General features: G+C 49.0%; 15 protein-coding genes. 6 read left to right on the top strand and 9 right to left on the bottom strand.

The features are described from left to right. Positions 1–72 precede the first annotated feature (72 nt). On the bottom strand, positions 73–1008 hold the full coding sequence (locus D6024_RS04515; RefSeq protein WP_121353338.1) for an HNH endonuclease: 936 nt from the start codon (positions 1006–1008) through the stop codon (positions 73–75). Between the two features lie 94 nt (positions 1009–1102). Here D6024_RS04515 and D6024_RS04510 point away from each other — a divergent pair, with 94 nt between their 5' ends. Together D6024_RS04510 and D6024_RS04505 are read left to right on the top strand one after the other, a co-directional pair. Continuing rightward, a complete protein-coding gene (locus tag D6024_RS04510; RefSeq protein ID WP_121353337.1) occupies positions 1103–1324 on the top strand; it encodes a helix-turn-helix domain-containing protein in 222 nt (73 codons plus the stop codon). Then, on the top strand, positions 1324–2028 hold the full coding sequence (locus D6024_RS04505) for an HNH endonuclease (RefSeq protein ID WP_121353336.1): 705 nt from the start codon (positions 1324–1326) through the stop codon (positions 2026–2028). The genes D6024_RS04510 and D6024_RS04505 overlap by 1 nt, the downstream gene beginning before the upstream one ends. 412 nt (positions 2029–2440) lie before the next feature. On the opposite strand, the gene D6024_RS04500 is transcribed toward D6024_RS04505, so the two are convergent. Further along, positions 2441–3307: an alpha/beta hydrolase gene (locus tag D6024_RS04500; protein WP_121353335.1), complete on the bottom strand. Its 867-nt coding sequence runs from the start codon at positions 3305–3307 to the stop codon at positions 2441–2443. A 6-nt stretch (positions 3308–3313) separates the two neighbouring features. Then, complete coding sequence (locus D6024_RS04495; protein ID WP_121353500.1) at positions 3314–3907, bottom strand: DJ-1/PfpI family protein; 594 nt, start codon at positions 3905–3907, stop codon at positions 3314–3316. Positions 3908–4157: 250 nt separating this feature from the next. Here D6024_RS04495 and D6024_RS04490 point away from each other — a divergent pair, with 250 nt between their 5' ends. Beyond that, positions 4158–5063, top strand: a complete 906-nt coding sequence (locus tag D6024_RS04490) for a hypothetical protein (RefSeq protein ID WP_162944530.1) — start codon at positions 4158–4160, stop codon at positions 5061–5063. A 223-nt stretch (positions 5064–5286) separates the two neighbouring features. Here the strand turns inward: D6024_RS04490 and D6024_RS04485 are convergent, their stop codons facing one another. Continuing rightward, positions 5287–6504, bottom strand: coding sequence for an aminopeptidase (locus D6024_RS04485; RefSeq protein WP_121353333.1), 1218 nt, complete (start codon positions 6502–6504; stop codon positions 5287–5289). Between the two features lie 254 nt (positions 6505–6758). Between D6024_RS04485 and D6024_RS04480 the strand changes: the two genes are divergently transcribed. After that, positions 6759–8729 carry an SBBP repeat-containing protein gene (locus D6024_RS04480; RefSeq protein WP_121353332.1) on the top strand — a complete coding sequence of 657 codons (1971 nt, stop codon included), beginning with the start codon at positions 6759–6761 and terminating at the stop codon, positions 8727–8729. 236 nt (positions 8730–8965) lie between these two features. On the opposite strand, the gene D6024_RS04470 is transcribed toward D6024_RS04480, so the two are convergent. From D6024_RS04470 to D6024_RS04460, 3 genes are all read right to left on the bottom strand, one after another. Further along, positions 8966–10285, bottom strand: a complete 1320-nt coding sequence (locus tag D6024_RS04470; protein ID WP_162944529.1) for a hypothetical protein — start codon at positions 10283–10285, stop codon at positions 8966–8968. Positions 10286–10472: 187 nt separating this feature from the next. Next, entirely contained in the window at positions 10473–10913 is a 441-nt protein-coding gene (locus D6024_RS04465; protein WP_121353329.1) for a hypothetical protein, read from the bottom strand. A 90-nt stretch (positions 10914–11003) separates the two neighbouring features. Next, complete coding sequence (locus D6024_RS04460) at positions 11004–11426, bottom strand: response regulator (RefSeq protein WP_121353328.1); 423 nt, start codon at positions 11424–11426, stop codon at positions 11004–11006. A 5-nt stretch (positions 11427–11431) separates the two neighbouring features. Between D6024_RS04460 and D6024_RS04455 the strand changes: the two genes are divergently transcribed. Beyond that, positions 11432–11707, top strand: a complete 276-nt coding sequence (locus tag D6024_RS04455; protein WP_121353326.1) for a hypothetical protein — start codon at positions 11432–11434, stop codon at positions 11705–11707. On the opposite strand, the gene D6024_RS04450 is transcribed toward D6024_RS04455, so the two are convergent. Beyond that, positions 11674–12036 (bottom strand): DUF6717 family protein, encoded by a 363-nt coding sequence (locus D6024_RS04450; RefSeq protein WP_121353325.1) that lies wholly within the window; start codon positions 12034–12036, stop codon positions 11674–11676. The two genes, D6024_RS04455 and D6024_RS04450, sit on opposite strands and share 34 nt — an antisense overlap. A 343-nt stretch (positions 12037–12379) precedes the next feature. Beyond that, positions 12380–12622, bottom strand: coding sequence for a hypothetical protein (locus tag D6024_RS04445; protein WP_121353323.1), 243 nt, complete (start codon positions 12620–12622; stop codon positions 12380–12382). 108 nt (positions 12623–12730) lie between these two features. Here D6024_RS04445 and D6024_RS26515 point away from each other — a divergent pair, with 108 nt between their 5' ends. Further along, positions 12731–12895: a hypothetical protein gene (locus D6024_RS26515; RefSeq protein ID WP_162944528.1), complete on the top strand. Its 165-nt coding sequence runs from the start codon at positions 12731–12733 to the stop codon at positions 12893–12895. The last annotated feature ends 29 nt before the right edge of the window (positions 12896–12924 follow it).

Here is a 12924-nt window from a genome sequence, read left to right as displayed (position 1 = left end):
CAAATTTTATAATTGCTGACCTGAGACTGTGTCTCAGGTCCATCTTGGCACACTTCAAAAAATGATTCTACATTATATGAAGCTGTGTCTAAGCCGGTGAGCAGCCAGATTCTCCTTTGCAGGGAAGTAGTTTTTGTTGGTTGGCAGCAAAATCTGCCTTCCTGCAAACTGCTTAATCGAATAAAAGTTCTCCTGTTCGGTAAAAGGCTTGACAAGCACCCTGTATTCAGCGTCTAAAGAAATCAATCCCCGGTCAAATGCCCGGTGAAGATTTGGGCAAAGCGAAATACCGTTTTTAATGGTATCATCGTGTGACTCAGAAAACGGAACAATGTGGCAGGCATCAATCATTTGAATGTCGCGGTCTGTAATGATCCGCATGCCAGATATCGAACAGGTGTAGTTGTAAATCTTTGGGATTTCTTTCTTGAATACACCACTTCTGACAAAGACCTCTTCTTCATCGAAAGTTGATGCTTTTGTTTTGTAAACGACAGAAGGCTCATGCAGGATTTGGTCGATGATCGCTCCTATTAGCTGATGGGAAGCGTCCAGTCTGGCACTATTAAAATATACATCAAGGAGCGTCTGTTTCAGGATTTGCCGTGTATGTGCGTTTGTTAGTAGTTCAAACAAGTCTTCGTTGAAGTAGGCGAAGTCAACCACCTGTTTGAGCTGCGAAAAACTTTTGATAGAATGAGAGCTCGTCAGAAGCAATTCACGGCCTACGGTTGTTTGTAAATGCCAGAAGCCATCGCTTTTCAAGTGGTAAAAAGGCAAAGAAAAGTTCGGGGTAAATCTTGTATCAGAGACCAATTGATGCCAATAGTCTTTAAAGGTTGCGACCAGTTCAGGAGTGATGTAAATTTTGTTTTCTCCTATTTCATTTTTTGTAAGCCCTTCAATTATTGATAACAACAGAATTGGCTTGTGTGGGGCAGGCTTTCCCTTGGAGCGGTCAACTCTAAGCTTGCTAAATTTTTGAACGTATCTCGAAAGTGCATTCATGGGAACGGCACACAAGATAAATAAAGCAAAGTATTTTGCTATGTCACTTATAGTCCGTTGACTTAAAAGCCACAACCCTCTATGTTTGACCTGAATGGATATCAAAGAAAAAGTTGGTCAACGAATAAGAGAGCTACGACGCCAGTTAGAACTTTCCCAAGAAGCACTAGCAAATAAAGCAGAAGTGGATCGCACGTATATGACGGATGTTGAAAACGGTCGCCGCAACATTTCTATAGAAATCCTGGAAAAGATTATTGCTGCTCTTGAAGTTTCCTTCGCTGAGTTCTTTGATGCTAAAAGTTTCAAGAAATAATGGCTATTTATCCAGGTGATATTATTTCTCATGCTGAGATGTGTATGGAAGAAGGCGTCAGTCTACAAAAGGGAATGAACTTTCGACTGAAAGGAGGAGTAACTGTTATTCTAATGTCTTTGCGCAAAGGAGCACCGTACGCAGATATGGTCGAAGACAATGGAGAAACTCTAGTTTATGAAGGGCATGATGTTCCAAGAAATCTTGCTCGCGATCCAAAGTCTGTGGATCAACCTTACCAAACTCCCAAAGGTGCACTTACTGAAAACGGGAAATTTTTCGAGGCTGCAGAGAAGTTTAAAAAAGGATTGCAAGGTCCAGAGTTGATAAAGGTTTATGAAAAAATAAAAGATGGCATCTGGGTTTACAATGGTGTATTTGAATTAGTCGATGCATGGATAGAAAAGGATATCAATCGCAATGTTTTTAAGTTCAAATTGCATGTCACTGATAAAACCATTCTTGAAAAGGAAAGAAGAGTTGAGGAATTAAAAGATTTGGACCATAACAGAATGATTCCTACTTCCGTAAAACTTGAAGTCTGGAAACGAGATAAAGGCAGATGTGTGGAATGCGGTAGTACCGATAATTTACACTTCGACCATATTTTACCCTTTTCCAAAGGAGGAACTTCGCTTAAGACAGAAAATATTCAGCTGCTTTGTGCAAGACACAACTTGAGCAAAAGTGATAGAATCATCTAAAACGTTGATTTCCCTAGCAAAGGCCTTGCTGTCCGCCCGGGCTCTTCACTGCAAGACCTGTGTGCCAGCTCAGTGGCGAGACTCCGGGATTATTGCTTCACTATTTTATTTCCCAATTAACCCAAGAAGTTTCTTTCCAAAGCCGGTTGCGGAAATGAATAAGGGAACGGCAATCAACCCAGAAAAAATTGCCCGTCACGATAAATCACTCTTCCTTCCCCGATGAGTCTCCGCCGTTGAGACTAACAACTCGAAACTTTCTATGCTGGACTTATCGGCTCTGTGTCCGTCGCTCCTCTTTGTTTCTATTTCAACAACCTACCTGCAAGCATATATCTTTTTGAAGCCGGGAACAAAAAACAATGCTCTCCTATATAACCAGGCCTAAATCGTAAATTTCCGTTGCAACGATTCACTTGTAAATTCCCATCAAACCACAAATGGCCTCATGAAGCGCACCATTCTTGTCAACCACCGCTTCTACAACCGAATAATGATTCAATCCAGACAATGATAGAAACTCAATCGCACTTCCTTTGTCTTTCCAGCATTCATACAATTCATTGCTCTGCTCCTGAAACGCTGCTGTTTCCGCTTCGCCTACGGCTACCACCAACGGGCATGCGGCCAGGGGTGTAAGACCTACGGGACTGTTTCGTACCGCGGTTTCCGAATCCATTTGTAATACGGCGTTGAGATAAGAATGCTGGATCGGCACCAGGTTAAACAAGCCACTGATGAAACAAGCTCCTTTCAGCACATTGGCCGGAATACCGGTGGCCAAACGTTCCCAATCCGTTGCTACCAGCATGGCTGTCAGGTGTCCGCCGGCACTGTATCCGGCCACGTAAAGCTGGTGGGGATCACCGTTATAGTCAGCCACATGGCCGTACAACCACTGCACCGCCTTCCGGCAGGAAAGCACTATCTGATCGATGGAAGCTTCCGGCGCCAAAGGGTAGGTGAGCAAAACCGTGGTAATGCCGTACCGCTGAAAGCCCCCGGCAATGAAATGAAACAGGGTTTTGTCCAGCATCTGCCAGTACCCGCCGTGAATAAAGATCAGTGTTTTGGAATGCGGCCTTAATGAAGGATATACATCCAGCCGTTCGCGGGGTAAATCGCCATACGGAATGTCTTTGAAAACCCGCAGCGACTTTTCGGTTTCCCGGCTTTGCTTTTCCCACCGGTCCAGGTAATCCTGGTAATCGGGCACATGCAGCCGGTTGTTGTACTGGCTGTCGAGCAAAGCGGGGTCGTATGATGGTTCGTCAAACACCTTCGGCTAACTGAGAACAACCTGCGGGCTTTCCGCTTTTACTTTTTCGAGGCAGGCAAAAACAAGCTGGTAAAACGCGGGGTGCGACTGCCAGGTTTTGCCGGTCACGATCCGCCCATCCTGCACCGCCTCGTCAGGGGTTACATAGATGCCGCCGCAGGATTCCACTTCGAATTTCACGTGTTCGTAGCAGGCGATCTTCCGCCCGGACACCAGGCCGGCCGTCACCAGGATCTGCACGCCGTGGCAGATGGCAAAAATGTACTTGTTGCTGTTGTAAAACGTTTTCACAATGTTGATGACCCGCCGGTCGTTGCGCAAAAACTCAGGGGCCCGGCCGCCGGGAATCAGCAGGCAGTGGTAGTCGGCAGGATCTACCTCGTCAAACGAAAGGTCGGATTCCACCCCATAACCCTGGCGTTCGATATAGGTATCCCAGCCCGGTTCAAAATCATGTATCACTAAGTTCATCCGCTTGACGGCAGGGGCGGCAATCACCGGCTGATACCCTGCTTCGCGTAAACGGTGGCAGGCAAACAGCACTTCAAAGCTTTCACCGGCATCGCCGGTGATGATCAGGATTTTTTTGGTTTCAGTCATACTTCTAAAGTTAGCGGGAAAAGGCTTTCGAAATACCCGTTCTTCCTTTCCGGATGCATCGATCCTTCCGGTCCTCACCGTCCACCCGGGGTCTTCGCGGCAAGACCCGTGCGCCGGCTTTTTCATTCCCCCGGGTTTTGCCACAATATCAGAACACAGGCCATCTACGAAAACCCCGGGTGAACAGTGAACTTACATTGTGCAATGACAACAGTATGGCAATGACTTTTCCTGTATTTTCAGCGTCTTTATGAATGCTGAAATCCACCCTGTTCAACTAATCGTCAAACTGCAATTGCGCAGCTTTGAACCGGGAGAGTTCATAGAAGAAACACCGAGGACCATTGATCAGACACTTGCACTGATTGAGCAGTTTCCATGGGCTGAAGAGCGGAAAGGAATTGTGATCAGCCTTACCAATCCATCCGTCGCCATCCAGGGAAGAAACAACGATTACCTTAAACTTGCACCCTATTACAATGGAAAATATGTTCTGTATTACTTCGACCATGCGCAACGGCTCTTTACCAGGAGTGCGATTGACTACAAGCAGCTATTCCCCTTCGTAAAAGATTTTTTTGCGGCATCCCCCTTCACGCCTATCGGATTCAAAAAAGAGCCTACCCCGTTTCAGCATAACCGGGTACATTTTGAAACCGCGGATTTTCATTACACCCTGACACCTGAAAGAATTCGAAAGTTTCTGCTTTCGACAAGTGGAATCAATTTCATTTTATCTCTCTTTCTTCTTCCGTATCTGTTCATCAATCACCGCGCTGGTATATCCATTATTGAAATTCTTATCTTATGCCTTGCGATATTCTTTATGGGTGGCGGGTTGAACCTTTGGCTCTTTTTCGGCTACTACAAAAACGCCAGAGGCAAGCTACTGGTGATGTCGAGAGGCAACCCCACGTTTTACTTCGGTGAAAAAGAAAATCCGTTCAAATACGATAAAAGCGACATTATACGGATAGTAACCGAAAAGATCCAATCCAGCCGGCACCCTGCTAATGGTTTCGCAGTGGTGACACTGGAGATGAAAAACTCTCCCAATATCGATCTGCCGAACCTACTGATTGACGATTCGTCGCTAAAAAACAAACTGCCCGGAATTCCCAAAACGGAGATCAATGGGATTCCATTCCTGCACTAAAGACATACCTGGCTTCTGAATCCGCCAAAAAGTTTCTCATCAACTTGTGGAGTTATTTTATCGTTCACCCGGGTTCTTGCTGTCCACCCGGGGTCTTCGCGGCAAGACCCGTGCGCCGGCGCAGTGGCGAGACCCCGGGAGTATTATTTCTTGTTTCCTTCCCCAATGAATCCGAAAAGCTTTTTTCCTGGGCCGGTTACAAAGATGAATCAGAGAAGAGAAATCAATCCAGCACAAACTGCCCGTCCCGGTAAATCACTCTTTCCGTTCCATTGCGTAGTATAGCCGTTACCGTCCGGTCGCTGGTGCTGATGATATCCGTATGCACCTTCGGGCAACTGTTGTAACCCATGGCGGCCCATTCCTCCTCTTTCACGGTTGCCATATCGCCGGTAAAGGTATCCTTGTAGGCATTGCCCAGGGCAATATGCGTGTTGCCAAATTCGCCGCCCCTGTTCTCATCAAACAAAGTCGTGGCCATAAACCGGGTGATCCGCGAATGGCGCCTGTCGGTGAGGGAAAACTCTCCCACCTTGTCGGCATTTTCCTGGGCGATCATTTCTTTCAGCGCCTCTTCGTTCTCGCTAGCCGAAGCCGCAGTGACCACCCCGTTTTCAAACGCCAGCGACACACCCGAGATCCGTTTGCCGGAATAATAAAGCGGCTGGTTAAAGCGGATGGTGCCGTTCGTGCCCCGCCAGTCGGGTGAGGTAAAAATTTCAAAGCTGGGAATGTTCTTGCCGCCGCCGCTCAGCCACTTGCGGTGCTCGCCAATCTTTACGGCCAGGTCCACGTCTTCGCCCCTGATGTGCAGGGTGTCGATTTCCAGCGCATCCAGCTTGTCTTTGATCGTCTCGATCTCTTTTTGTACCGCCTTCCATTTGCCTACCGGGTCTTCTTCGCGTAAATAACAGGCTTCGATGATCTGCTCCCAGTATTCTTCCAGCGAAAGTCCTGCTTCGTCGGCCATCGACTGCGTGCCGTAGAGACAAAGCGACCAGGATAATTTCCCGGCCTGCTCTTTCTGTTCCCGCATTTTCATGTACGGTGCACGGGCACTGTTCATGCGGCTGATCTTAGAAGCCGGGATGTCTTCGAGGTAGTGCACGTCCGGCTCCGAAACGATGAAGAGGATATGATCGGTGGCTTCCACGATTCCTTTCCAGTAGGGTGTGGCAAAAAACCCGATCTGTTCATCCGTTCCCTGCAGCAGCAGGTAGCGGGCAAGGCTGCCGCTTCGCAGGTTGTTCGGCTGGTAGTTGGAAATCAGGTTACCACCGGCTGCATAGATCTCTTCTGCCATGGCCATAAAGAGGTCACGGGTGCACTCCTGTCCCACTAGGAAAACCGTATCACCTTTGTTGATCCCCTTGCCGTCGTTGAGGGCATAGTGCACCATCACTTGTGCATATTTTTTCAGCAGGCCTTCGTCAAGTTTCATGCATTCCTTGTTTTGAAGGCCACGAAGGTAGAGCGGGATTTTTGAAGGGAGCCTGCTCCCTCGCCGCTGCCCGGACCCATGCCAGGCCACATGGGCACTGTGCCTGAACAGCCGGCCTGCCCGTATTAATTTTCCCGATCATGTTTGAATTTCCTTTTGTGGCCGCTATCTTGCGCAGCCTTACACATCCTGCACCGGCCAGCATGCTACGTCCTCGCCGGCACCGGTGGGATGAGGGGAACTAAAACAAGACTATGAGAACTTTGAAAACTGGCTTTTTGTTGGCGGGCTTGCTCGCTCTTTCTGTAACGGCCCTGGCCCAGCCGTATCTCCACTGGGCAAAAACAATTGGCGATGTCGGTACCGAAGAAATGCGTGGCATGGTCACCGATGCATCGGGAAATGTTTACAACATCGGCTATTTTTATGGCACCCTGGACTTTGATCCCGGCCCCGGCACTACCGCCCTCACTGCTGTAGGCCAAAGCGATATTTTTTTGCAAAAACTGGATGCGTCCGGGAATCTACTGTGGGTGAAAAGCATGGGTGGCGCTGACTATGACTTCGGCAACGCTATTACCATTGATGCTACCGGGAACCTTTATATGACAGGTAGCTTTCAAACCACCGCAGACTTTGATCCGGGTGCAGGCACCACCAACCTGGTATCGGCAGGCGGTTATGACAATTTTGTGGTAAAGCTGGATGCGGCCGGAACACTCCTGTGGGCCAGGGGTATGGGTGGCGCTGACGATAGCTACGGCAATGCAATTGCAGTCGATGGTTCGGGTAACGTGTACACCACCGGGTCGTTTTGGTTGTCGGGTGATTTTGATCCCGGTGCCGGTACGGTTACCTTGACTTCTGCCGGGATTACCGATGTGTTTCTCTCGAAACTGGACGCCTCCGGCAATTATGTATGGGCCAAAGTATTGGGAGGCACTGGGCAGGATGAAAGTTATTCGCTTGCCCTGGATGCGTCGGGTAACGTTTACACAACTGGATTTTTTGGCGGAACCGTCGATTTTGACCCCGGTGCCGGCACGGCCACACGAACAGCCGCTGGCACTGTAGATATTTTTGTTTCCAAGCTGAATACCTCCGGCTCCTACGTATGGGCCAAATCGTTTGGTGGCACCAGTGACGACATGGGGCAATCGATCACGGTCGATGGCTCCGGCAATGTGTACACCGTTGGTAAATTCCAGGGAACTGTTGATTTTGACCCCGGTGCCGGTACGGTCAATCGTACCTCGGCCGGCAATACCGATCTTTTTACGCTCAAACTGGACGCATCAGGCAACTACCTGTGGGCACACGGCATGGGAAATACGGATTACGACCAGGGAAAACTCGTTAAGGTCGATGGCTCCGGCAACGTTTACACCACCGGGATTTTCTCCGGCACTGTTGATTTCGACCCGGGAGCGGGCACCTTCAACCTTTCGTCCAGCGGTGGCACCGATATGTACATTGCCAAGTACAGCGCAGCAGGAAACTTTTTGTGGGCCGGATCCATTGGTGGCTACAATGATTCTCCGTCCGCCATGGTCCTGGACCCCACCGGTAACCTGTTTGTTGGCGGTTACTTCCAGGGAGCAGGCGATTTTAACCCGGGTGCCGGCGTTTATACTCTCACCGGTCCGGGCTCGTATGATATTTTCCTGGTGAAGGTTTCCGAAACAGTACCGCTGCCGCTTACCCTGGTGTCATTTACAGCGACCAGCACGGCTGACATTGTCCAACTGCAATGGAAAACAGTCTTTGAGCAAAACACAGCAAGATTTGAGGTAGAGCGGAGTCGCGACGGCCGGCACTACGAAACGATTGCCACGGTGGCTGCCGCAGGAAATTCAAGCAGTGAACAAAGCTACCAATGCCAGGACGGGCAGCCGTTAACACCGGCAGGCTATTACCGCCTGAAAATGGTGGATGCCGATCATTCTGTGCGATACAGCCTGGTTGTCCTGGTGCGGCCCGATAGCAAAAAGAAACTGGCAGTTTTTCCCAACCCCGCAGGTTCGGTGATCAATGTATCACTGAATAGTACGCAGGCTACGGAAATCCGGCTGCAGGATATGGCAGGAACCATTGTGCGAAAAATACCGGTGGAGCAGCAGGGGTACGTGACGACTGCCATCGACCTTTCGGGTTTACCCACAGGTGTTTACCTGCTAAAGGCAGGCAGTGAAACCGTGCGGTTTCTAAAAATCAACCCGAGATAATTCCGGTGTTCTTTCCCGGTGTATGGTCCCGGTATTCGCAGTTGCTGTTCCCGGCGAACAGCAACTGCTTCTCACCTGGGCTCTTCGCAGCCTGCTCCAACCACTGGCCTGGTGGCCAGATCCGGGAGTATTAGCGAAGGCGCCATTTGCTATAGTGAATGACTCATGGCAAAGACGGGAACAGCCTGTCGTAGAAATCCGGACCTCCTGTTTTGAAAAGCGAAACAAATGACAGCTTAAAACAGGTAACTCACACCTGCCTGCCAGGAGGACTCACGGACCGATTTGATCAGCGTTTTATCCGAAGGGGTCAGGTAACGAGAAGCAAGCCAGGAACCCCAAACACTCCACTTATTTTGAATGGTGGCACCAGCCTTCCCCATGGGTATACCTGCAAAAGAAGAAAACCGGAAGTACTCTTCAATAACCTGGTCAGCATACCCCTGGCCATGTTTATTGGTGGTTTGATACAGGGTTTGCTTTGGATAGATGGCATGCCGCAGCATGATACCGGCGCCGGCAAACAGCCGAAAATTCGTTCGTTGGTAAACCTCGTAAATGAGTTGCGGCGCCAGCGAAACAAAAACACCAAAGAGTTCATACCGGTTCGTCAGCTCTTCGTCACTGGGCCGGGAAAATTTAAAGACGGATGTGGTTTTTGCCTGGATGGCCGTCACAGCTCCTTCTAAACGCAGGTAAGTCCGTTCCAGCGATGGATGAAAAAACACATCGTAGCCTCCGCAAACAACCGGCAACAGGGATTTTGTTCTGACCTCCGACCTGTAAGCTGTGTTCTCATTGGCATCCAATCCATCGGCATTGATCAGCGTTTCTCCTTTAAACGTCAGTACGCTGTTGTTGATTCCCAGCCCCACAAAATACCGGCCTTGCCGGGGAGCTTTTGCGCCCCTAGTAAGTGCCACTTCAGGTCTTCCGTTTAATTGGTTCACCAGGTGGGTCAGGGACTTGTCGGAATACCGAACCGTTGCAATTTGTTTTTCCGCCGAAGACGTAAAAGTGCCACTCCTGATGGCTGCGTCTGTTAATTGCTGACGGTAGAAATCAATGGTATGGATCTGGTCATCCTTCAGCTCTTTTTTCCAGATTAGTTCAACCGGGGTTTCCTGCGTAGGCGTTTGCAAATAGTAGCGGTCCTTTAATTTGTCCCGATAAGCATAGAGGTTCATCTTGTCACCCTGCGCCAGCAGTTTCAAAAACACAACCTCTGTTCGTTTGGTGGTATCGATTACAAAATCCAGCTTCGCGTCTTCGGTTTGGTTCATGCTAATGGATACGACAAACCGTTGATATACCAGGCCCTCCTCAATCATCACGGTTTTGGCCTCACGAACCGTAAAGTTTTTTGTCTCGGTTTTAGCTGGAGAAAGAGAGAACGAAAAAAAATCCGGCGTCCGCACCCACTCCATACTTTCAACATAGCCGTGCAGCGTATCGCCGTTGGATGTAATCACTGAAGCTTTTCGGAATTTTGTTTGGGCTACTGCCCCTTCGGTAAGAATCAAAATAAACAGGGTAAACAGAAGATTGACTTTCATAAGCAGTACGAATTGGGTAATCAAAGATAACGAACGGAATAACAACCTTTTCCAAGCGCCTTGGCCCCATCCCAAATGCCCCTGTATGGCATCTGCGGCGGGCACCAGGCCCACAACAGAACGCCACCGTTCTACACAGAATCCATAGCGCCGATGAAACCTTTTGGCCTTGCGAAGAATCGTTCAATCAAAAAACAATGCGGATCCGCAGACCAGGTGCGAGGAACTCGCCGGTAAGCTGCGAAGTAGAAGTGGCCGATAAAAGCAACTGGGCTTGCCTTTTCGTTTTTGCTGCGGAATAAAATAAGGAAATGCTGCTGATGCTGACCATAAGGCCCAAACTGCCTAGCAGAACGCCATACAGCCGCGTAGGCGAATCGTTCTGCACGTTTGGAACCGGGCCTTCTTTGCCCAGGAGGTAAAGACCCAGGCCGGATAAAACAGGGCCGGCGATGGCCGCGCCGATGGCTTTCGACTTTTCACTTTTGCTTTTGTACATCAAAAACGCATACCTGTCTTCCTTTGAAAGGTGGAGAAGAAGTTCTTTGCTTCGGACCGTCTGTGCAACAGAAACGTGGCTGCAAAACACCAGGCCAATAACAAGGATGGCTATTCGAAAGAGGTTCATTGGAGTTTCGTTAAATGGCAATGTACGTTTCTTTTGGAAGGACACAAATTCGAGCCACAAGCCGCCAGCGAGGCTGCAGCAGCCGTTTCGTTACACGGGCGTTGATTTACCAAACGCAACATTGCACACCTGTTTGCAAAACGAGAGCACATCCTGGTAGGTAATGCCTTTTTCAAAGCAGTTGACGGCACCTTTGAGAAGGCAGTCCTGCCGTTGTGTGTTGCTCATTCCCGTCGAATACATCACAACCTGAATGGTACTTAATACCGGGTCGTTTTTCAAAAGGCTAAGAATGACGGCCCCGTCAGATCCGGGAAGATTGTAATCCAAAACAACCAAAAACGGCAGGGGCGAAAGGATTTTCAACTCCATCATATCACGATGGAATGCAGAGCTCGAGTCATACATGGTTACCCGGTCGTGACAACTCAATTCCGAGAACGCTTCACCCATGATCATCCGGTCCTCTTGATCATCGTCTACTACCAGGATATCGTATTGCTTGCTGCGCATGGTCGATGATATATGGACCACAAAAACCAATCCATGAAGGCGGCCGGAACTGGAAAGAGGAAAGCGGCGCCAGCGTTTTGCAGCGCGGCTTTACCGGTTTTTATGATAAGAATGGGCGGCACAAGCTGTTGGTACACAGCCCCAAATCCACGTCGCAGGCTTTCATGGTGCACCCGTTTTTCTCAAAGAATATCCGGGGCAAGATCCTGGCGGAACGTCTTTTGGCAGGTGGACATTTGCGGATTTGTTACAACATGGAATGGGCGACCTTTTTAAAATAAATCCGTTGCGGCAGTGTTGCGAGGCCGGAGAAGATCATGGAATTGAACCAGAGTTCCAGGTCGACCGGCTGGCCCTGGAAGCTATGCAGGTGGTAATGCCCGCCGGTTCGGCCACCGCTGGATGCCACCAGTTCAAAAAAATCAGCATCGTTAAAGGCATTTGTGTCCATGTGAAAAACAACCGTAGTTGCCCCTTCGGCAGCGAGTTCCAAAAAATCGTGGAAGGCACCAATGCGTTCCAGGTCATCCGCCTCGCCTCCCTGGGCGATATAGTCTGGCGCATCCAGGTACCAATGTTTTCCTAGTTTATAGTACGTCACAGTATACATGAGTCCGGTGGGTGTACCGCAAACATACTACGTATCCTTCCGTTATGCAATAAGCAAAAACACGTAAGAATCGGTAGCGCTGTTGAGATGAAACAGGTGTTGGAATTACTTCATTGACGATATGATTTATCATCTTGTACTCCACCCGGGCAGATCGCTGGGCGCACACAGAGGATAGGCAGCAGAGAGCCTGCTTCCTGGTCGGCCACCCTATAGTTTACAAAGGAGGAGTTCCTGGCAAAAATTAAATGCGATAGCGTAGACGTAACCTGTTTCTTCTTATTGCAAATTCCCGTTTAAAAAACAAACAGTTTATGTACCCGTCGGCAAAAGATACCCTATCCTAGTAAGGGATGCAGATATTTATTTTTTCCAGGTACGGGTCCAGGAGGTTCATGTCATCAAAGCCAAAAAACCTCGTGATGTAGTGATTTTTCTTGTGGAAAAAAACTTCGATGTAAAAGCTTTCGATCTGGTAGAGCAAAATAATGTGTTCGCTATCGGCTCTGCCGCCAACGCAAACGCCCCGGCCGGTAACTGCCGTCCTGCCTTTGTAGTCGAGTTCCTGAAATGCTGACAGTGTCATGAAAATAGTTTTTTCAGGCATTTTCAGAAGGAAAGGAAACGGGGCTTTGCAAAGGATTGGAAGCGGAAAGGGAGCAAAGTTAAAAGGCAGGGCGCAAAATAGAAATATGTGAAAACACTTAGCCACCAGGATGCGCCCAAACTGATTCCGCTATCGTTTCCATACACACGTAAATCGTTTGTCTCAAAAGCTCCCTTCCCCGACGAATCTGCATGGCAGCACCCGGCTGCCCGGGTTCACCTGGAAAGGCATCGTCAATTGATCGGCGCATAAAAAAACCTCGCGGGTAAAGAACCGGCGAG

This window comes from Flavisolibacter nicotianae (assembly GCF_003628535.1).
Taxonomy (GTDB): domain Bacteria; phylum Bacteroidota; class Bacteroidia; order Chitinophagales; family Chitinophagaceae; genus Flavisolibacter; species Flavisolibacter nicotianae.
This window is presented reverse-complemented; position numbering and strand designations above follow the sequence as displayed.